The 21,016-nt window shown below is 67.3% G+C and carries 17 protein-coding genes and 1 pseudogene; 6 read left to right on the top strand and 12 right to left on the bottom strand.

Features of this window, described 5'->3' with window-relative positions; genetic code table 11:
- The first annotated feature begins 5 nt into the window (after positions 1-5).
- Positions 6-455, top strand: a complete 450-nt coding sequence (gene sufU, locus PY310_RS02760; protein ID WP_275212623.1) for a Fe-S cluster assembly sulfur transfer protein SufU — start codon at positions 6-8, stop codon at positions 453-455.
- Between the two features lie 81 nt (positions 456-536).
- On the opposite strand, the gene PY310_RS02755 is transcribed toward sufU, so the two are convergent.
- The 3 genes and pseudogenes from PY310_RS02755 to PY310_RS02745 form a co-directional block, all read right to left on the bottom strand.
- On the bottom strand, positions 537-758 hold the full coding sequence (locus tag PY310_RS02755; protein WP_275212621.1) for an SCO4848 family membrane protein: 222 nt from the start codon (positions 756-758) through the stop codon (positions 537-539).
- A gap of 4 nt (positions 759-762) precedes the next feature.
- Entirely contained in the window at positions 763-1,260 is a 498-nt protein-coding gene (locus PY310_RS02750; RefSeq protein WP_275212620.1) for a DUF2505 domain-containing protein, read from the bottom strand.
- 47 nt (positions 1,261-1,307) lie between these two features.
- Positions 1,308-2,745 (bottom strand): annotated as a pseudogene (locus PY310_RS02745) (SDR family oxidoreductase).
- A gap of 310 nt (positions 2,746-3,055) precedes the next feature.
- Between PY310_RS02745 and mfd the strand changes: the two are divergent.
- A complete protein-coding gene (mfd, locus tag PY310_RS02740; protein ID WP_275212619.1) occupies positions 3,056-6,754 on the top strand; it encodes a transcription-repair coupling factor in 3,699 nt (1,232 codons plus the stop codon).
- Between the two features lie 7 nt (positions 6,755-6,761).
- A complete protein-coding gene (locus PY310_RS02735; protein WP_275212618.1) occupies positions 6,762-7,583 on the top strand; it encodes a metal-dependent hydrolase in 822 nt (273 codons plus the stop codon).
- A 79-nt stretch (positions 7,584-7,662) separates the two neighbouring features.
- Here the strand turns inward: PY310_RS02735 and PY310_RS02730 are convergent, their stop codons facing one another.
- The 6 genes from PY310_RS02730 to nirB form a co-directional block, all read right to left on the bottom strand.
- Positions 7,663-7,908 (bottom strand): hypothetical protein, encoded by a 246-nt coding sequence (locus PY310_RS02730; protein ID WP_275212617.1) that lies wholly within the window; start codon positions 7,906-7,908, stop codon positions 7,663-7,665.
- A 51-nt stretch (positions 7,909-7,959) separates the two neighbouring features.
- A complete protein-coding gene (gene deoC / locus PY310_RS02725) occupies positions 7,960-8,685 on the bottom strand; it encodes a deoxyribose-phosphate aldolase (protein WP_275212616.1) in 726 nt (241 codons plus the stop codon).
- Positions 8,686-8,807: 122 nt separating this feature from the next.
- On the bottom strand, positions 8,808-9,713 hold the full coding sequence (locus PY310_RS02720) for an FAD-dependent oxidoreductase (RefSeq protein WP_419095441.1): 906 nt from the start codon (positions 9,711-9,713) through the stop codon (positions 8,808-8,810).
- A gap of 103 nt (positions 9,714-9,816) precedes the next feature.
- Entirely contained in the window at positions 9,817-10,965 is a 1,149-nt protein-coding gene (locus PY310_RS02715) for a uroporphyrinogen-III synthase (RefSeq protein ID WP_275212615.1), read from the bottom strand.
- Between the two features lie 14 nt (positions 10,966-10,979).
- Positions 10,980-12,014, bottom strand: coding sequence for a uroporphyrinogen-III C-methyltransferase (gene cobA, locus PY310_RS02710; RefSeq protein ID WP_275212613.1), 1,035 nt, complete (start codon positions 12,012-12,014; stop codon positions 10,980-10,982).
- Positions 12,015-12,016: 2 nt separating this feature from the next.
- A complete protein-coding gene (nirB, locus tag PY310_RS02705; protein ID WP_275212612.1) occupies positions 12,017-14,662 on the bottom strand; it encodes a nitrite reductase large subunit NirB in 2,646 nt (881 codons plus the stop codon).
- Between the two features lie 309 nt (positions 14,663-14,971).
- Between nirB and nirD the strand changes: the two genes are divergently transcribed.
- Positions 14,972-15,343, top strand: a complete 372-nt coding sequence (nirD, locus tag PY310_RS02700) for a nitrite reductase small subunit NirD (RefSeq protein ID WP_275212611.1) — start codon at positions 14,972-14,974, stop codon at positions 15,341-15,343.
- 9 nt (positions 15,344-15,352) lie between these two features.
- Here the strand turns inward: nirD and PY310_RS02695 are convergent, their stop codons facing one another.
- Positions 15,353-17,116, bottom strand: coding sequence for a phospho-sugar mutase (locus tag PY310_RS02695; RefSeq protein WP_275212610.1), 1,764 nt, complete (start codon positions 17,114-17,116; stop codon positions 15,353-15,355).
- Positions 17,117-17,257: 141 nt separating this feature from the next.
- Positions 17,258-18,076 (bottom strand): purine-nucleoside phosphorylase, encoded by an 819-nt coding sequence (locus PY310_RS02690; RefSeq protein WP_275212608.1) that lies wholly within the window; start codon positions 18,074-18,076, stop codon positions 17,258-17,260.
- 117 nt (positions 18,077-18,193) lie between these two features.
- Between PY310_RS02690 and PY310_RS02685 the strand changes: the two genes are divergently transcribed.
- Together PY310_RS02685 and PY310_RS02680 are read left to right on the top strand one after the other, a co-directional pair.
- Positions 18,194-19,612, top strand: a complete 1,419-nt coding sequence (locus PY310_RS02685) for an NAD(P)H-quinone dehydrogenase (RefSeq protein WP_275212607.1) — start codon at positions 18,194-18,196, stop codon at positions 19,610-19,612.
- Positions 19,613-19,681: 69 nt separating this feature from the next.
- Positions 19,682-20,233: a flavodoxin domain-containing protein gene (locus PY310_RS02680; protein WP_275212606.1), complete on the top strand. Its 552-nt coding sequence runs from the start codon at positions 19,682-19,684 to the stop codon at positions 20,231-20,233.
- Positions 20,234-20,239: 6 nt separating this feature from the next.
- Here PY310_RS02680 and PY310_RS02675 read toward each other — a convergent pair whose 3' ends face one another.
- Positions 20,240-20,938, bottom strand: coding sequence for a hypothetical protein (locus tag PY310_RS02675; RefSeq protein ID WP_275212605.1), 699 nt, complete (start codon positions 20,936-20,938; stop codon positions 20,240-20,242).
- Positions 20,939-21,016 lie beyond the last annotated feature (78 nt).

The following is a 21,016-nucleotide window of genomic DNA, read 5'->3' as shown; positions in this document are numbered from 1 at the left end:
CAAATATGAGCCTTGACCAGCTGTACCAGCAGATCATCCTTGACCACTCGAAGGTCCGCCACGGCAGCGGCCTGGCCGGCGTGGAGGCGCCCCAGGGCGCCAGCACCGGACAGTCCCACCAGCTGAACCCCGTCTGTGGCGACGAAGTCACGCTGCGCGTCGCGGTGGAAGACGGCAAGGTGGCGCAGATTTCCTGGGACGGCGCCGGGTGTTCCATTTCCATGGCGTCAGCGTCCGTCCTCAGCGAACTGGGTGAGGGGCTGACCGTGGATGAGCTCCACGCGATCATCGGCAATTTCCGCGAAGTCCTGCGCTCCCGCGGGAAAGTCCACGCGGACCCGGAGATCCTCGGTGACGCGGCCGCGTTCGAAGGTGTGGCCCGGTACGCCGCGCGCGTCAAGTGCGCCATGATTTCGTGGGTTGCGGCCGAAGACGCGCTCAACCAGGCGGCCTAAACCGTTGTTTGTTGAAGTACGACGGCGGGCGGTTACCATTCCGAAAAAGGTAACCGCCCGGCGTCGTTCGTTTTGTCCGCTTTAGCCCAGCAGGCCCATACCGCCGATCACGGCGGTGGCGGCTCCGAGCACCATGGAGATGCTGACGAGCACCACGTGGACGGTGAGGAACTTCGTTGCTGAGCCGTTGGCGTCGCGTGCCCGCGGATCCTTCATGACCCGGCGCAGGAACTGCGGCCAGACCACCAGCGACCAGACGCCCGCGATGATCAGCAGTAATCCGGCGAACAAGGGAAGCTGCATGGAGTCAGTGGCTTTCGAGCCAGGCCTGGGCCCGCTGCGACTGGATGTTCAAAGCCTTGGCCACCATCGGCTCGGCTGCCTGGGCGATCTTGCTGCCCAGGAACGGGACGGAGGAGGTGACGTTGCCTTCGAGCTCAACACGGGTGCTGCCGCCCTCGGCAACGAGCTTTTGGACCGCGGTCACGTCGAGGGGAGCGCCGGCAATTTTCAGGGTGATGTTGCTCTGCCGGGAGCCGTCAGCGGCAGGCGCTTCCCAGTTCTCCACCTGGGTGACGGTGAGCTTTTCGCCAACGAACTTGCGGGCGATCTCCGGCAGCCGGGTGGTGGGCAGTGTCCGGACGGACGTGGTGCTGAACGCGCCGGCAACGTCGCCGTCCACGGCGAAGGACTCCAGCGTGCCGCCGACAAATTCGCTGGTGTCCCGCTGGAAATCCTCGTTGGCAAAAACAGCAGCTACGCTGCCAACGGCATGCGGAAGGGTGGTGGTTGCACTCAGTGCCATGGATCCTCCAGTGATACGGGTTCGTTACGCTTTTTGCTCCCCACATCCTACGGGGAGGACGGCGTGTTCTTGGAACCGGCCTCCGCCCGCTCGGCGCCGGCGATCTTTTGTGCCGCAGTGGTAATGTTCCGGGCCATCGCCGGGAAAATCAGGCTGTGGAAGGGCAGGACGGCCAGCCAGTAAAGCCTGCCGCTCAGACCCTTGGGAAAGAAAATGGCGCGTTGCCGGTAACGGCTCCCGCCGCCGTCGGGCTCTACGGACAACTCGAGCCAGGCGCGGCCCGGCGCGCGCATCTCGGCCCGAAGCCGCAGCAGTTTCCCGCGGTCGATGCGTTCCACCCGCCACCAGTCCACCACCTCGCCGGGCGCCAGGTTGCCGGGGTGACGGCGGCCCCCGCAGGAGCCCGGCGCCGCCGGTGAGCTTATCCAGCCAGCCGCGGACCTGCCACGCCAACGGCAGGGAATACCAGCCGTTCCGGCCGCCGATTCCCTCGATGACCGTCCACACGTGGGCCGGGTCAACGTCGCCGTGGAACGTTCGCTCATCCACGAAGACCCTGTGGCCGGCCCATTCGGGATCGCTGGGCAGGGGATCGGCATCCACGCCGGCGCTGGCCCAGGTGGTCTCCACCTGGCCGTCGCGCTCCTTGCCCAGCGCCAGGGCAACCGCACGCCGGTACGGAGTCAGCCCGCCCTCAGGCACGGGAATGACGGAGTCGATGTCGTGCTCGCGGGCCACGGCGTCGTGCTGCAGGGACTGGACCAGGGGCAGCGACATGGACAGCGGGATGGGTGTGGTGAGGGCTACCCACAGCCCTGCCAGTTTGGGCGCGGGGACCGGCAGTGCCAGGACCACGCGGTACGGCAGCCCGGCTTCGGCCGCGTATTCCTTCATCATGCCCGCATAGGTCAGGACCTGGCGGCAGCCGATGTCAAACGTGCGGTTGATGTGGCCGGTCAGGGAGGCGGCGGCAACCAGGTAGTACAGCACGTCCCGGACAGCGATCGCCTCGATCCTGTTGCGCACCCAACTCGGCGCCGGCATCAGCGGGAGGGTTTCGGAGAGGTGCCGGATCATCTCAAAGGATGCGGACCCGGACCCGATCACCACACCGGCCTGGAAGACCACGGCGTCCACCGGGCTGTCCAGGAACACCTTGCCCACCGCCTCGCGGGACCGCATGTGCGTGGACAGTTCCACGCCGGCGGGGTGCAGGCCGCCGAGGTAGACGATCCTGGCCACGCCCGCGTCCGCGGCGGCCTTCGCGGCGGTCCCGGCCATCGCCTTTTCCTTCGCCTCGAAACCCGACCCGGCAGCCATCGAGTGGACCAGGTAATACAGCACGTCGACGCCGGCGAGCGCGTCGCGGAGGGCCCCGGCGTCGTCCAGGCTGCTCTGGACCACCTCCACATCCTCCAGCCAGGGCACGCCCGCGATCTTGGCCGGCGTCCGGACCAGGACCTTCACGGTGTGCCCGGCCTCCAGCAGGCGCGGAACGAGCCGGCCCCCGATGTAGCCGGTGGCGCCCGTGACCAGGACGGTGCGCGGTGATGCTGGGGTTGTGCCGGTCATGCTGACTCCTTCCAGTCACCCCCGATGCGGGGCGCTGTCACTATGCCATTCGGAGCGGCCTGGCTTCCGGACGGCCACGGTCCTGAAAGCTTAGTCCGGCCCGCGGCGCGGTAGGCTGGGATGACCCGGTATTCGCAGCGAATCCCGGCTTTTCGTGTTGCCTGCGCCGCCCTGAAACCCCACAGGGACACCACAGGCCTCAAACACCACAGGAGTTTCCGTCATGACCCTGAGCGCTTCCCGCACTGGTACTGCCACGTCCACCCCGTCGCTTACCGGACTGCGCAGCGCCCTGGCCGAAGACCGTACTTTCTCCCGTGTGAAGGCCGAGGCGCAGCGCGGGTTTGACGTCCGTGGTCAGGATTACCAGATCAGCGCACCGGCGGGACTCCGCGCCGCGCTGCTCGCGGAAATGGCGGACGGCCTGGCCGCCGCACGTGCCGACGCCGTTGAGGGAACGCCCGACGGCGGGATCCCCGCGGTGGTCCTCGCCGTCACCGCCACCGGGCGTGAAGCCGAAGACCTGACGGCTGCCCTCCGGGCCTACCTCCCTGCCGATTCCGTGGCCGAGTTCCCCAGCTGGGAAACCCTGCCGCACGAACGGCTCTCGCCCCGCTCGGACACGGTGGGGCGGCGCCTGTCCGTCCTGCGCCGGCTGGCGCACCCGGAAAGTTCGACGGCGGGCGCGCTCCGGGTGGTGGTGGCTCCCGTCCGCGCAGTGGTGCAGCCCATTGTGGCCGGGTTGGGGGAACTCGTTCCGGTCACGCTGAAGGTGGGCCAGGACATCCCCTTCACGGACGTGGTGCGCCGGCTGGCCGATGCCGCCTACGCCCGTGTGGACATGGTCACCCACCGCGGTGAGTTTGCCGTCCGCGGCGGCATCATCGACGTCTTTCCGCCCACCGAGGACCACCCCATCCGGGTGGAATTCTTCGGCGACGAGGTGGACCAGATGCGCTGGTTCGCGGTGGCCGACCAGCGCTCGCTCTCCGCCCCCGGCATCCATCACCCCACCGAACTGCACGCTCCACCGTGCCGCGAAATCCTGATCACGCCGTCGGTGATGTCACGGGCGGCGACCCTGAAGACCCAGCTTCCGGCCGCCGGCGACATGCTGGAGAAAATCGCGGGCGGAATCGCCGTGGAAGGCATGGAGTCCCTGGCGCCGGTGCTGGTTGACGCCATGGTTCCCTTTGTGGAGCAGCTGCCTGCCGGCTCCATCTCGGTGGTCATCGAACCGGAAAAGGTCCGCACACGCGCCCATGACCTTGCTGCCACCAACGAGGAGTTCCTGGAGGCGGCGTGGTCCACTGCGTCGGACGGCGGCACGGCTCCGCTGGACCTCAGCTCGCAGGCCTCTGAAGCCCTGCACTCCGCCAGCTTCCGCTCATTGGCCGAAACCCGCGGTTTCGCCCTGGACCACGAGGTGTCCTGGTGGTCCATCACGTCCTTGGCAACCGATGAGGAGCTGCTGCCGGAAATCGACGTTCTGAACCTGCATGCCCGTGAACCGCGCGGCTACCAGGGCGACGTCGCCGAAATGATGGAATTCATCGGCTCGCACATCCGCGACCAGTGGCGGATTGTGGTGGCCACGGAGGGGCCCGGTCCCGCGCAGCGGCTCGCGGAACTGTTCCACGACGCCGATATCCCGTGCGCCCGCGTGGACGCACTGGACCACGAACCCCAAGCGGGCATCATCGAGGTGACCACGGCCGCCGTCGGACGCGGTTTTGTCCTGGACAGCCTCAAGCTGGGGCTGCTGACCGAGGCGGACCTGCTGGGCCGGACCTCGGCGGGGTCTACGAAGGACATGCGGCGCATGCCCTCCAAACGTCGGAACGCCGTGGACCCGCTCCAGCTGGTGTCGGGGGACTCCGTGGTCCACGAGCAGCACGGCATCGGGCGTTTTATTGAGCTGATCCAGCGCAAGGTGGCAGGCGGGGGAGACGGCGTCCGCGAGTACCTGGTCCTGGAATACGCGCCGTCCAAGCGAGGTGCCCCGGGAGACCGGCTTTTTGTTCCCACCGATCAGCTGGACCAGGTCACCCGCTACGTCGGCGGGGACACCCCCGCCTTGAGCAAGATGGGCGGCTCGGACTGGGCCAGCACCAAGTCCAAGGCCCGCAAGGCCGTCAAGGAGATCGCCGGCGAGCTCATCCGGCTCTACTCCGCGCGGATGGCCTCCCGCGGCCACGCCTTCGCGCCGGACACCCCTTGGCAGCGCGAACTGGAGGAAGCCTTCCCGTACGTGGAAACGCCGGACCAGCTGACCACCATCAACGAGGTCAAGGCGGACATGGAACGCGAGATCCCCATGGACCGGCTGGTGTCCGGCGACGTGGGCTACGGCAAGACCGAGATCGCCGTCCGCGCAGCTTTCAAAGCCGTCCAGGACGGCAAGCAGGTGGCGGTCCTGGTGCCCACCACCCTGCTCGCCCAGCAGCACTACGAGACCTTCACGGAACGTTTCTCCGGGTTCCCGCTGCGGGTCAAGGCCCTCTCCCGCTTCCAGAACGCCAAGGAATCCAAGGAAACCGTGGAGGGTGTCAAGAGCGGCTCAGTTGACGTGGTCATCGGCACGCACCGGCTGCTGTCCAAGGACTTCGCGTTCAAGGACCTTGGCCTGGTGATCGTGGATGAGGAGCAGCGCTTCGGTGTGGAGCACAAGGAGGCGCTGAAGAAGATGCGCACCAACGTGGACGTCCTGGCCATGAGTGCCACCCCGATTCCGCGCACCCTGGAGATGTCGCTCACCGGCATCCGCGAAACCTCCACCCTGGCCACGCCGCCGGAGGAACGCCACCCCGTGCTCACCTACGTGGGCCCGTACACGGACAAGCAGACCTCCGCAGCCATCCGGCGTGAGCTGATGCGCGAAGGCCAGGTGTTCCTGGTGCACAACCGCGTCTCCACCATTGAGCGGACCGCGGCGAAGGTCCGTGAACTGGTTCCGGAGGCTCGCGTGGAGGTGGCGCACGGGCAGATGTCCGAGAGCCGGCTGGAGCAGATCATTGTGGACTTCTGGGAGAAGCGCTTTGACGTGCTGGTGTGCACCACCATCATCGAAACCGGCCTGGACATCTCCAACGCCAACACCCTGATCGTGGACGGCGCGGACAAATACGGGCTCTCCCAGCTGCACCAGCTCCGCGGCCGGGTGGGGCGCGGCCGCGAGCGTGCCTACGCCTACTTCCTCTACCCGTCCGAGAAGCCGCTGGGCGAAGTGGCACTGGAACGGCTCAAGGCCGTGGCTACCCACAACGAGCTCGGTGCCGGCATGCAGCTGGCCATGAAGGACCTCGAGATCCGCGGTGCAGGAAACCTGCTCGGCGGCGAGCAGTCCGGCCACATCCAGGGTGTCGGCTTTGACCTGTACATCCGCCTGGTGGGCGAGGCCGTGGCGGACTACCGCGGCGACGCCGAGGAAAAGGCCGCCGAAATGAAGATCGAGCTGCCGGTGAACGCCCACCTGCCGCACGATTACGTGCCGGGGGAGCGGCTGCGCCTGGAGGCCTACCGCAAGCTGGCGTCGGCGCTGACCACCGAGGCCATCGAGGAAGTCCTGGCCGAGCTGGTGGACCGGTACGGGGAGCCGCCGCTGCCGGTGCAGAACCTCATCGCCGTGGCCCGCTTCCGGGTGGGTGCCCGCGAAGCCGGCCTGTCCGACGTCGCACTGCAGGGAAACTTCATCAAGTTCTCACCCGCCCAGCTGCCGGAGTCAAAGCTGATGCGGCTCACGCGCATGTATCCGGGGTCCCAGTCCAAGCCGGCCCTGGATGCGGTGCTGATTCCCAAGCCCAAGACCGCCCGGGTGGGCGGCCGGGACCTGCAGGACGCCGAAATCCTGGACTGGGCCAACGGCGTCATCAGGAACATCTTCTCGGACGCGCCTGCTTCCCTCGAACAGACCAGGAGTTAAGGCGTTGATGGGAGGACATCACGCCGCGTCGGGAGCCGCGGCGTGGGTAGCCATTGCCTCGACGGGGCCCTACACGCTGGGCTGGTATCCGCTGGACGCCACGGGCATCCTGATCGGCGGGATGGCCACGGCAGGCACGGCCCTGGTGTGCGACTGGGACCACCGCCACAGCACCGTGGCCAACTCGCTGCCGCCGCTGTCCAACGTCATTGCCCGGGGAATTGAGAACGCCAGCGGCGGCCACCGGCAAGGCACCCACTCCATCCTCGGCGCGGCCTTCTTTGTGGTCCTGGCCATGATGGCAGGGCAGATCCAGGTGCAGACCGGCTGGGGACTACTGTCCGTCGGCGCCGGCCTGCTGTGCATGTTTATGATCAACATCGCGGCGAAGGCGCTGAAGCTGTTCCCCAAATCGGGGTTCATCAGCAACTGGATCTTCGCCCTGACCATGGCCGGGCTGGTGACCTGGTTCGCCCCGCACCAGTGGACGTGGCTGCCGGTGTCCATGCTGACCGGTGTTGTGGTCCATATTGTGGGGGACATGATCACCACCGGGGGCGTGCCGCTGCTCTGGCCCATCGTCATCAAACCGCCCCGGTTCCTGCGCAAACTCCCCATGCTCAACGACGTCTGGAAAGCCAACGGGGCGTTTTCGCTGCCGTTGCTGGGCCGCGCCGGCTCACGGCGGGAGTGGCTGGTGCTGATCCCGGTGAGTGCTTACGCGATGGTGGGAATGTGCGTTGCCGCCTGGGCTTCGGCCAAAGCGCATTTTCCGGCGGCCATGGTGCTGGGTAAGACCACGGTCAGCCGCCTGCTGGGTGCCGGCTGACCGGGAGCTTAAATGGCTGTGGCCCCGGATTGATCCGGGGCCACAGCCTTTTGCTTTACGGCAGGTACAGCGGGTTGTGTTACTTCCCGCCGGCCGAATCGGAGCGGCCGGTGATGGTCTGCGGGATCCAGTACGCGAGGAAGAACAGGCCCAGGCAGACGGCCATCGGCCACGGGTTGTCCAGCGTGAGGAAGGACAGCGAGTAGACGGCGCCGAGGAACAGGGCGATCATCACGACGAACAGGCCGATGCTCGTGACCAGGTTGTTCTCGTTTTCCGGGGTCTGCACCTTGGTGGTGCTGTTCGCTGTGGTCTTGCTGGACATTCGTTCCTCCTCGGCCCCGCGGGGCTCAAATCTGTGGCGGCTCCTGCAGTGTCAGTAGCCGGCTGAACCCTGTTCACCCTTGACGATTGCAATGCCGGAGCTGGCACCTATACGTGTTGCGCCTGCAGCAATCATAGCCTGAGCATCAGCAAGGGACCGCACCCCGCCGGAGGCCTTGACGCCCAGCTCAGGGCCGACAGTGCGGCGCATCAGGGCGATGTCCTCAGCGGTAGCGCCGCCGCCGTTGAAACCTGTGGAAGTCTTGACGAAGTCCGCCCCGGCCTCCACGGCCGCCTGGCAGGCGAGGACCTTCTGGTCATCGGAGAGGAACACCGTCTCGATAATGACCTTCAGGATGGCGCCGCTGGCGTGGACGGCTTCGGCGACGGCGGAGATATCGTCCACCAGCGCGCCCTTGTCCCCGGCCCGCGCAGCAGCGATGTTAATGACCATGTCGATTTCGTCGGCGCCGTCCAGCACGGCACCGCGGGCTTCGAAGGTCTTCACATCCGTGGGCGTGGCACCCAGCGGAAATCCGACCACCGAGCAGGTCAGCACGCCGCAACCGCGCAGAGCAGTTTTGACCGTTTTGACCCACAGCGGATTCACGCACACCGACTTGAAACGGTATTCGGCTGCCTCGGCGCAAACCTTGAGGATGTCAGCCTCGCTGGCCTCCGGCTTGAGCAGGGTGTGGTCAATGAAGGAGGCGATGTTGCCCGGCGTTGAGTCCGTGCCCGTTCCGCGCTGGTCAGCATAAATGGCATCGTTGCTCATGATGGTCCTTTCCTCATGGCCTTGTGGGCCGGTCGGAGCCAGGGAGTGCAGGGCTCTTTTGGGAACCATCTTGCCACACGCCGAAGCTGCCGGAAGCTAACCGGCAACCGCAACGGGAGGGGTCAGGCCGCGGCCTGCAGGACTGCCCCGGGCGAGGACGCTGACATCAGCTGGGCGGCGCAGGCGCCGGCCGCGGAAGCCGCGGCAACCAGCAGCCCCAGCCTGACGCCGTCGAACGTTGCGGCGTCGCCGATGGCCCAGATCCCGGGCACCGAGGTGCGGAAATCCTGGCTGATGGCAATCCCGCCGCCGGGGGCCGTCCGGAGCCCGGCACTGGCAGCGAGTCCATCGCGTGAAACCCGTTCCTCCGCCAGGACCACGATGTCGCCGTTCATGGTGCTGCCGTCCGGAAAGACGATTCCCGCGGACCGGAGTTCCGTGCCGGCCGTCCGGGGTGTCACCGCGGCGGGCCGCATGGTGGTCCGGACGGGACGGACGCCGCGGGAACGGAGCACCGCTTCGGCCTGCCCGGCCGCTGCGCCGGTGCCCACCAGGATTCCCAGCGGACGCCTGCCCAGTTCAGTGCTCAGGTCCCTGACGGCTGACCCAATGCGGGCGGCGTCATCAATGGTGGAGTAGCTCAGGCAGTGGTCCGCACCCGCCACGGGAGCCTGTTCCGGTGCTGAACCGGTGGCGATCACCAGCTGGTCGTAGCCAAATTCCATGCCGTCTGCCGTGGTCACGGTCCGGGTCTGCGGCTCGATAAAGCTGGCCGGCTGCCCGCACCGGAGCGAGACCTGGGGGAGGGCCGCCAGTTCCAGGAGTTCCGGGGAGACGTCGTCACGGTTGCTGAGGATGGTGACGGTGCCGGCAAAACGGGCCCGGTCCAGCCGGGTGACGAGCGCCTGGGCCGCTGGCCCCGCACCTGCGATGACAATGCGGGTGGCGGCGGAGGTTGAGGTGGAGGGTGCCGGAGCGGACATGTGCTGGCCCTTTCGCTGGCGGCCGCTGAACGGCCGGAAGTTCATGATGCTGCCAGCCTAGGCGGCCCGTTTTTCCGGCGTGTTTCCCTGTCATTGCAGGTTGACGCGGGTGCGTTCGCCAATGTTTACCCGCCAGTAATGCCGTGGGTCACACCCGGATCCGGTACCCCCGTTTGACCACCGTCTCCACCAGCCTGCCGTCCGGTAAGGAGGAGCGGAGCCGGCTGACGGTCATGTCCAGGGCATGGACGGAGCCCCGCAGTTCGAGCAGGTCCGAGAGCGCTTCCCGGGACAACACCGCCCCGCCGGCGCCCAGCAGGGCACGCAGCAGCAGCAGTGGCGCCGGGGCCAGCTCCACAGGCTGCCCGTCCACCCGAAGGCTCCGGCCGCGCAATTCGATGTTGCCGGACGCTGTGTCCAGCCGGCGGACGTGGTTCAGGGCGAGGTGCTCGCAGACCAGCCGGATCAGGGCACCCATCCGGAACCGTTCGGGAATCAGCGGGGTGACGCCGGCGTCCAGCAGCGGCTGCGCCGTCACGGGGCCGACCACGGCGGTGGTGACGTTGGTCTTGAGGCTGTGGATCAGCTCTTTGTACACGCCCATTTCGTGCGCCGTGCTCCACATGGCGTCCACCGCGGGCGCGCTCGTGAAGGTGAGCACATCCAGGTTCCCGCTGCACGCCGCCTCGATGAGGCGCGGAAGCCGGTCTTCGCCGTCGGGCTTCACCCAGCGGTACGGGGTGACAGTCAGCACGGTGGCACCGGACATGCGCAGGCGTTCCAGCTGCCGGACATCCGTGTAGCCGTGCAGCTGCACCGCGACGGTTTTGCCCCGGACACCTTCGGCCAGCAGCATGTCCACCAGTGTTGCGGTGGTTTCGTCGCTGCTGATCCCGACGTCGGCAAGTCCGGCCGCGCGGACGGCACCCCGGGCCTTGGGGCCCCGGACGAACATCCGGCAGGCGCCGAGGGTCTCCAGCAGTTCCTCGCCGATACCGAAGGAATCAGCCGCCTCGCACCAGCGGCGCATGCCGTAGGCCGTGGTGGCAATGCAGATGTCCGGCCCGGCCGTGATGACGGTCCTGGTGTCCTCGATCAGCCGCATGTCCTCCTGCACGGGCGCGATCTTCAGTGCGGGGGCGTGCAAAACTTCAGCGCCGCGGCGTTCCAGGGCCTCGATGAGGTCCCGGGAGCGGCGGTGCGAGGTCACCCCGATGCGGAAGCCTTCCAGCGGGGAGCCCGCGGCGTCGGGTGCTTCGTCGGCCTGCGGAGCTTCTGCCGGTGCCAGTGCGTTCATGGGGATCAATCCTTTCACGAACCCAGCAGCGAGGCCGCCAGCCTGTCCAGGTCTGCGGCGGCCTCGGCGTGCCCGCGGTTTGCTTCGGCCACGCGGACCACCTCACCGATGACCAGCACGGCGGGATTGCTGCACCCGGCGGCGGCGGAGGTGATGGTGCCCAGGTCGGCTATGGTGGTGCGCTGGCCGGGACGGTAGCCGCGTTCGACGACGGCCATGGGCATGTCTGGGCGCATGCCGGCCTTGCGCAGCCCGGCTGCGAGCTGGTGCAGCGTGCCGATGCCCATCAGGACCACGATGGTGCCGCCCAGTCCTGCCAGGTGTAGGTGTTCCTTGTCGGTCAGCGGGGCGTGCCCGGAGACCACGGTGAACATGTGGCTGACCTCGCGGTGCGTGACAGGGATGCCGGCCGCTGCCGGGACGGAGATCGCGCTGGTGACGCCCGAGATGACGCGGACCGGCACGCCGGCCGCCACGCAGGCAGCCACTTCCTCGCCGCCGCGGCCGAAGACGTAGGGATCCCCGCCTTTCAGCCGGACCACGTTGTTGCCGTCCAGTGCGGAGGCGACCATCAGCTTTTCGATGTCCGCCTGGCCGACCTTGTGGTGGCCGGGCTTTTTGCCCACATCCACCAGCTCGGCCGAGGTCAGGACCGGCAGGTCCTGGCAGGGGGCCAGCCGGTCGTAGAACACCACGTCGGCGTCGCGGAGGGCGTTGACGGCGGCGACGGTCAGCAGCTCGGTGGTGCCGGGGCCGCCGCCCACCAGGGTGACGTGTCCAACGGGACCGGCGGCAGGCTCGGCCGCCAGCGGGATGCCGGCTGCGCGGCACCTGCCCAGCATGGACTCCCAGCCCGGCTGGCCGTCGTCGACCGCTGCCACCAGAAAGGGCCGATCGGGGAGCGGGCCGTCATGCTCGGCACCCTGCGGGGTGCTGAGGCGGTAGACGACGGCGCCCGCGGCTTCGTAGCGGCGCACCGCCTGGCGTGCGGCGTGGTCGGAGCCGGTGACCAGGACGTCCCTGCCGGTCAGATCAATACTGAGCTGCATGGCTATACCTCGTTCTCGTCGCGTGCGCGGACGGGGATGGAAGCGCCGATGAGGACGGGCTGCGGGACGGCTGCCGCCTTCTCGTCCGGCGTGGCGGGGCGGAACTGGCCGCGTTCGTCGGAAACAAACGTGATGGAGTCGTCCTTCTGGTCCGGTGCGTTGACGAAGGACCGGAACCGGCGCAGGCGCTCGGGGTCCTTGAGGGTGTCCGCCCATTCGTCCACGTAGGTGTCAACGTGCCTGGCCATGGCGGCTTCGAGTTCTTCGGCGATGCCCAGGGTGTCCTTGACCACCACGTCCTCGACGTGCCTGATGCCGCCGTCGAGCTCTTCCTGCCAGCGTGCAGTGCGCTGCAGGCGGTCGGCGGTCCGGATGTAGTACATGAAGTAGCGGTCGATGTATTTGATCAGGGTTTCGTCGTCGAGGTCCTTGGCCAGCAGCTGGGCGTGGGCCGGGGTGGCGCCCCCGTTGCCGCCGACGTACAGGTTCCAGCCGTCGGCGGTGGCGATGACGCCGACGTCCTTGCCGCGGGCTTCGGCGCATTCACGGGCGCAGCCGGAGACGCCCATCTTGAGTTTGTGCGGGCTGCGGAGGCCGCGGTAGCGCAGTTCGAGCCGGATGGCCATGGCCACCGAATCCTGGACGCCGAAGCGGCACCACGTGGAACCCACACAGGACTTCACCGTGCGCAGGCTCTTGCCGTAGGCCTGGCCGGATTCGAAGCCGGCGTCCACCAGTTCCTTCCAGATTTCCGGGAGTTCCTCCAGCCGGGCGCCGAACATGTCGATCCGCTGGCCGCCGGTGATCTTGGTGTACAGGTTGTACTTTTCGGCGACGGCGGCGATGACGCCGAGCTTCTTCGGGGTGATCTCGCCGCCGGCGATGCGGGGGACCACCGAGTAGGTGCCGTCCTTCTGCATGTTGGCGAGGGCGCGGTCGTTGGTGTCCTGCAGGGTGCCGCGGCCGGCGTCCAGGACGTAGGCGCTGTTCTGGCTGGCCAGGATGTTGGCGATGGTGGGCTTGCAGATATCGCAGCCCGCGCCGGTGCCGTACTTCGCCATGATCTCCTCGAAGGAGGTCAGCTCCAGGATGCGGATGGCGTCGAAGAGCTCCTGGCGGGAGAGTTCGATGTGTTCGCAGAGGGCCTTGGAGACCTCGACGCCGGACTTGGTCAGCTCGGTTTCCAGCAGTTTCTTGAGCATCGGGACGCAGGAACCGCAGCTCGTCCCGGCGCGGGTGCAGCCCTTGAGCTCACTGAGTTCCCGCACTGGTGCGTTGCCGTCGCAGGCGCCGCAGCCGTTGACGGTATCGCGGATGGTCCCGGCGGAGACGTTATTGCAGGAGCAGAGAATGGCATCGTCCGGGAGTTCCGTTTCGGGGGCGTCGCCACCGCTGGCAGCCGTCAGGTAGGCGCCGGGCTCGGCGCTCAGTTCGCGGCCCAGGAGCGGGCGCAGGCTCGTGTAGGGAGTGGCGTCGCCCACGAAGATGCCACCCAGGAGGGTCTTGGCATCATCGGTGGTGACGATCTTCTGGTAGACCCCGCGGGCGGGGTCGGCGTAAACGATTTCGAGTGAGTGCTCGGTGCGGGCGAACGCGTCGCCGAAGCTGGCCACGTCCACACCGGAGAGTTTGAGCTTGGTGGCGGTGTCGAAGCCCGGGAAGGTGGCTTCGCCGCCGTGGAGGCGGTCGGCAACGATCTCCGCCATGGTGTTCGCGGGTGCCACCAGGCCCAGGCACATGCCTTCGAAGTTGGCTACTTCACCGATGGCCCAGATGCCCTCCACCTCGGTGGCGCAGTAGTCGTTGATGACCACGCCGCCGCGCGGGCCCAGGCTGAACAGCTGTTCCTCGCCCTCGGCTGCGCGGAAGAGTTCGTCGCGGGGCCGGACACCGATGGCGACGATGACCATGTCGGCGTCGATGATGCGGCCATCGGCCATGAGGACGCCGGTGACCTGGCCGTCGTCATCGGCAAGGACCTCGGAGGGGAACACGCCGCCGTGGACCGTAAAGCCCTTGGCCTCGATGAGGCGGCCCAGTGCCTGGCCGGCGCCTTCATCCAACTGCGTGTTCATCAGCCACGGCGCGCCGTTGATGACCACCGGGGTGGCGCCGAGCTGCTCGGTGCCTGCCGCCGACTCGAGCCCGAGCAGCCCGCCGCCGATGGTCACGGCCGTGATCTTGCGGCCCAGCTTGTCCGTGAGCTCACCAATGGCCTTGCTGATGGACCAGACGTCTTCGAGCGTCCTGTAGACGTGCACGTGCTCGGCCCCGGGGATGGGCAGGCGGGCGGCACTCGATCCGGTGGCGACCACCAGGTGGTCGTACCCGACGGTGGTGCCGGCCGCGGTCTCCACGGTCCGGGTGTCGGGATTGATTTTCACGACGCGCTCGCCGGTCTTCAGGTCCAAGGAATCGTGGTCCCACATGGAAGCCGATCCGAGTGTCAGGTCCACACCGGTGTCCGTGAGGGCCTTGGAGAGGGCCACCCGGTCGTACGGCAGGTGGGCTTCCTCGGTGAGGACCGTGACGTGCCAGCCTTCGAGGCCACGGGAATGCATGGCATCGGCGAAGCGGTGGGCCGCGGGGCCGCCACCGGCGACGACGATGCGGCGCTGGTTCTCTGTGCTTGAAGTCTGTTCGGTCACTGTGGGCCTTTCGCATGGGCCGCAGACGGTGTTCTGCGACCTTCTCTGACGAGGTGTCCGTTCAGACTACGGAGACGCAGTTTCGCTTCAGTTTCCCGATTGTTTCGTAGGCTTAACTTCTGCATCACGAACGCATTTCCGGCCGGGTGAGTTCTCTTTTACTCCCCGGACACATTCACTGCACGCCGCTGAAACACCCGGTGCCTACATTGTTTGGACGGCCGTTGTTAGTACGGCCACGAAGGTCATGACGGGCTCACAAAAGTGGCCCGGGAACACGACAGACGAGCACGGGGAGTTGGACCGGTTATGACGGCAACACTGGAATTAGGCGCACTCGCCGACACCACTGAGATCGCTGCCGGCTGGCACCGGGTTTGCGCCGTGGCGGAGCTTGAGCCTGCCTGGGGCGAGGCGGCACTCATCGCCGGCCGCCAGGTGGCTCTCTTCAGGACCGGCCCCAGCGAGGTTTTTGCGGTGGCACACCAGGACCCGGCCACCGGTGCCCACGTGATGGCCCGCGGCATCCTGGGATCCCGCGGCACCAGGCCGACCATCGCGTCGCCGCTGCACAAGGAGGTTTACGACCTTGAAACCGGCGAATGCTTTGGTACTGCGGCGGTGCGCCTGGAAACGTTCCGGACCCGCATTGCCGACGGGTTCGTCGAGGTCGAAGCCTAGGCCGGCCCGCTAAAGCCCGAGGGCCTCGCGGACGTCGCAGACCACCGCATCCAGGGTGAGCCGGGCGGCCTGCCGGGCCTCCGGAAGCTCGGCTGCCGACTCCACCGGGCGGAGGACTTCCAGGTAGCACTTGAGCTTGGGTTCGGTGCCGCTGGGCCGGATGATCACCCGGGTCTGGTCACGGGTCAGGTACAGCAGGCCGTCCGTGGGCGGCAGGTGTTCACTGCCTTCGGCCAGGTCCGCAAACGCCTCCACGGCGGATGATCCGAACGACTCGGGCGGGCTGACGCGCAGGCGGTTCATCATGGCATCCAGCAGCCCAAGGTCCGCCACCCGGATACTCAGCTGATCGCTGGCGTGCAGCCCATGCTGCAGGTAGAGCTCGTCCAGGGTGTCGAAGATGGTCTTGCCGGCAGCTTTGGCGGCGGCGGCCATCTCGGCGATGAGCACCGCGGCCGAGATGCCGTCCTTGTCCCGGACCAGGTCAGGTGCCACGCAGTAGCCCAAGGCTTCCTCGTAGCCGTACAGGAGCCCGGGTACCCGGGAAATCCACTTGAAGCCTGTCAGTGTTTCCTCATGCGCGTAGCCGGCCGCCGCGGCGATGCGGGAGAGCAGCCGCGAGGACACAATGGAATTGGCGAACACGCCGGCACGGGCACCCGCTCTGTCGCCGCCGTCGGGCGTTTCGTCCTCACCCTCGGCCAGGCGCGCCACGATGTGGGCCCCCAGCAACGCCCCCACCTCATCCCCGCGCAGCATGCGCCAGGTGCCGGTGTCCGGGTCCACCGCGGCCACGGCGGCCCGGTCGGCGTCCGGATCGTTGGCGATTACAAGGTCGGCGTCCAGGCGCGCGGCGGTCTCGAGTGCCAGGTCGAGGGCGCCGGGCTCCTCAGGGTTGGGAAAGCTCACGGTGGGGAAATCCGGATCCGGTGCGGCCTGTTCAGCCACCAGGGTCACGTCCGCGAAGCCGGCCTCCTTCAGTACTGCCACGGCTGTTTCGCCGCCCACGCCGTGCATGGGGGTCAGGACAATGCGCAGCTCGCGCGACGGGAAACGGGCAGGATCGGCGAGTGCCGCCACCGCGTTTTCATAGTCGGCGGCCAGGGATGGGTCCAGCACCGTCCAGCCGTCCGCGGCGAGGGCGATGGTTTCCAGCGTTCCTACCGACGCAATCCGCGAGGCGATTCTGGCGTCGTAAGGCGCCACGATCTGTGCCCCGCGCCCGCTCTCCTCCACGGCGTGCCGCCCCAGGTACACCTTGTAGCCGTTGTCCTGCGGGGGGTTGTGGCTGGCGGTGACCATGACGCCGCCGTCGCAATCGAGGGCGCGGACGGCGAACGCGAGCAGGGGAGTGGGCAGTGCGGCCGGCAGCAGGAAGGCCTCAATCCCGGCGGCTGTGAAAATGGCTGCCGTTTCCTCGGCGAAGATGTCCGAGTTATGGCGGGCGTCATAGCCGACGACGGCGCGGGGCCGGGTTCCGGGCGCCGCCTCACCGACGGCGCCGGTCAGGAAGGCCGCGAGGCCGGCGGCGGCACGGCGCACCACCACGCGGTTCATCCGGTTGGGCCCGGGTCCGAGGGCGGCGCGGAGGCCGGCGGTGCCGAACTGCAGGGTGCCGCTGAAGCTGTCGGCGAGTTCCTGGTTGGCGGCGGGAGAACCGTCCTCCGCGAGCTGCAGCAGCTCTGTGAGCGCGGCAGCAGTGGCGGGATCCGGATCTTGGGCCGCCCATTCCCGGGCTTGGCTGAACAAGGAGGCGGCATCGGTGGACGTCATGGGTCCACGCTATCGTCATTGCCCGCGGAACGGTCCCGGACACTCGCCGGTGACGGCGGAAACCGGACCAGCAAACCAACGCGGGGTCACATAATGCCCGAAAAAGGGCCAGGATTGAGCGATAAGTGACCCCGCGTTGTCCTAGAGTTTTGCGATGATCCCGGCCAGCAGCTTGGAGATGCGCGGCCCGGCTTCCTGGCCCGACTCGAGCACTTCCTGGTGGCTCAGCGGCATGGGGTTGATGCCGGCAGCGAGGTTGGTCACCAGGGAGATGCCGAACACTTCCATGCCCGCATGCCGGCCCGCGATGGCCTCCAGCGCGGTGGACATACCCACCAGGTCCCCTCCGATCCGCTTGGCGTACTGCACTTCGGCCGGGGTTTCGTAGTGCGGCCCGGAGAACTGGACGTAGACGCCTTCATCCAGTGATGAGTCCACTTCGCGGGCGAGGTCCCGGATGCGGGAGCTGTAAAGGTCTGTCAGGTCAACGAAGGTTGCGCCCTCAAGCGGGGACGTGCCGGTGAGGTTGATGTGATCTTTGATGAGGACCGGAGTGCCAGGGGTCCAGCTTTCGTTGATGCCGCCGCAGCCGTTGGTGAGGACCAGGGTCTTGCAGCCCGCCGCGGCTGCCGCACGGATGCCGTGGACCACGGCACGGACGCCCTTGCCTTCGTAGTAATGCGTCCGGGCGCCCAGGACCAGCGCGCGTTTGCCTTCCCTGGTCAGCACCGAGCGGATGGTGCCCACGTGGCCCACCACGGCCGGGGCATGGAAGCCCGGGACCGCGTCCGCGCCCAGCGTGGCGGTGGTCTCGCCGATCAGGTCGGCAGCCTCGGCCCAGCCCGATCCGAGGACCAGCGCGACGTCGTGATTGGCCACCCCGGTCTTCTCGGCAATGTACTCAGCGGCCTCGCGTGCGGCGTCGAAGGGGTCCATGTTCAGGAAGTCTGTATTACTCACTGGTACAAACTATCGTGCCGCCCCCGTTGTGCACACCGTCACTCCGGGCGGTGATGCGTCCCATGAATCGGGCATTTAATTGATGTCCCGGCGCGATTGGGGAGATAATGGTTGATTGTGACTACGCATCCTGATTTCAGCTCACCCCGGATCGCAATCCTGGGAGGTGGCCCCGGCGGATACGAAGCCGCCATGGTCGCAGCCTCCCTGGGGGCGCAGGTCACCATCATCGAACGTGCCGGGCTCGGCGGCTCGGCGGTGCTCACCGACGTCGTCCCTTCCAAAACGCTGATCGCGACGGCGGATCTGATGACCCGCGTCGGCGAGGCGGGAGAGCTGGGAGTCAAGTTCGACGTCGACGGCGGCGACTTTGTGCCCGTTATGCGCGCTGACCTCAAGCACATCAACGACCGTCTTCTGGGCCTGGCCCGGCAGCAGTCCCGTGACATCACCGGCGGGCTGGAACAGCACCAGAACATCCGCATCCTGATCGGATCCGGCAAGCTCCTGGACAGCCACACCATCGAAGTCCTGACGGCGGACGGCACCCGGACCGTGGAGGCGGACACCATCCTGCTCGCGGTGGGCGCGCATCCCCGGGAGCTGCCCACGGCCCGGCCCGACGGCCAACGCATCCTGAACTGGGCGCAGATCTACAACCTCGATGAGCTTCCCGAGGAACTGATTGTGGTGGGATCCGGCGTGACCGGTGCCGAATTCGCCTCCGCCTACAACGGCCTCGGATCCAAGGTGACCCTGATTTCCAGCCGTGATCGCGTGCTGCCGGGCTCCGACACCGACGCCGCCGTGGTGCTGGAGGAAGTGTTCGAGCGCCGCGGCGTGCGCGTGCTGTCCCGTTCCCGCGCCGAAACCGTGGAGCGGACAGAGGAGGGCGTGGTGGTCACTCTGGGTGACGGCTCCACGGTGGCGGGCAGCCACTGTCTCGTGGCCGTCGGTTCGATCCCCAATACCGCGGGCATCGGCCTGGAAGAAGCCGGCGTGGCCCTGACCGAAAGCGGCCACATCAAGGTGGACGGGGTTTCCCGCACCACCGCGCCGAACATTTACGCCGCCGGAGACTGCACCGGCGTGCTGGCCCTGGCATCGGTGGCAGCGATGCAGGGACGGATCGCGATTGCGCACTTCCTGGGCGACGCCGTGATGCCGCTCAAGCTCCATCAGGTGGCGTCCAACATCTTCACCTCGCCCGAGATCGCCTCGGTGGGTGTGTCCGAGGCGGACATCCAGTCCGGCAAATACCAGGCGGACATCATCAAGCTGTCGCTGAAGAGCAACGCCCGCGCCAAGATGCGTAACGCCAAGGACGGCTTCGTCAAGATCTTTGCGCGCAAGGGATCAGGCACCGTCATCGGCGGCGTGGTGGTGGGGCCGAACGCCTCCGAGCTGATCTTCGCCATCGCCCTTGCCGTGACCCACAAGCTGCACGTGGACGATGTCGCGAGCACCTTCACCGTCTATCCGTCACTGAGCGGCTCCATCTCCGAAGCGGCGCGGCGGCTGCACGTCCACATGTAGCTCCGGGCAGGTGCCGGCCGGGGACGTTCGGCCCTACTTGCGCCCGGAACCGCGCGCGCACACTGGAGCATGGCCAAGATCTATATCCCCTACGGGAGCGTTGAAGGACAGACCGCCCACATTGTGGAGTACGTTGCCGATGTCGTCCGGGCAAACGGGCACGAAGCGGAAACCGTGGACCTCAAACACTCCGGCGACAGGATTCCGGCGGGGCAGGACGCCGTGATCGTTGCGGCGTCGGTCCACATGGGGAAGCACGAGGGCTTCGTGGTCGACTTTGCCCGCAGGAACCGGGACGATCTCGAACGCCTGCCCTCAGCCCTGATCTCGGTCAGCCTGGCCGCCCACGGCGACGAACACAGCGCAGAAGGTTACGTGGCCGAATTCGAAGAGCAGTCGGGCTGGCATCCCGCCCACGTCGGGATCTTTCCGGGCGCGCTGCTCTATACGCAGTACAACTTCCTCAAACGCCAGCTCATGAAGAAGATCACCAAGGACAAGGGGTCCACGGACCTGGATACGTCCCGCGACTACGTCTACACGGAGTGGGACGGCGTGAAACGCTTCACCGAGGACTTCCTGTCGGCACTGCCTGAAGGGTCCGCTGAGGACCGGTCATAGGGCGGTTTAGGATCGCGCAAAGGCGGGGACGACGTCTCCGGGTGCAAACGGTGTGAACCACTGCTCGAAGCCGAGGCCCGCGTCGGCTTCCGGGCTGCCGCCTGTGTCCGGCTCGGTGTACAGCGCGTGGCATTCGGCGTCCTCCAGCAGGACCTCCTCAACCTGGGCGCGCCAGTCCTCCGGCAGGTCCAGCTCGTAAATGTCTTCGGTGATTTCCGCCTGGTCGAGCAGGCAGCGGACGGCCAGTTCGGCCGCGATGCAGCCGGGGGAGGTCCACCCGCGGCCGAGGGAGACAGCGACGTCGGCGGCGACGACAATGAACTTCCGCGTGAACCCGGCGTCGTAACTGGACGCGAACTGCGGCGGCAGCGAGGACAGCACGTAGGACTTGGCGATGCCGGACGCAGTGACGGCATCCGGCCGGCCCAGCGCCTCGAGATCGCGAAATAGTTGGTCAAGGAGAATACCCGACGAGTTCCAGAGGAGGCCGGCCAGGAGGCGGGTCCGGCTCATAGCTTCTTGCCGACCGTCGGCCGGGACAGCTGCCATTTCAGCCAGGTCTTCCGGGTCGAACAGGAGCCGCTGTTCCGGGGTCATGTCATCGGGGTGGGGATCGAGGCCCAGCAGTTCCAGGCTCAGCCCGGTCAGTTTGACTGCGTCGGCCAGCAGTTCTTCGGTGATGTCGTCTTCGTCGTCGGCATTCATGGCCGCGATGCTACCGGCAGGCGGCAGCACGCACGATTCCTGTTACGCGCCCATGTCCGCGTTGGGGTATGCACATAT

Source organism: Pseudarthrobacter naphthalenicus (assembly GCF_029076445.1).
Lineage (GTDB): Bacteria > Actinomycetota > Actinomycetes > Actinomycetales > Micrococcaceae > Arthrobacter > Arthrobacter naphthalenicus.
This window is presented reverse-complemented; position numbering and strand designations above follow the sequence as displayed.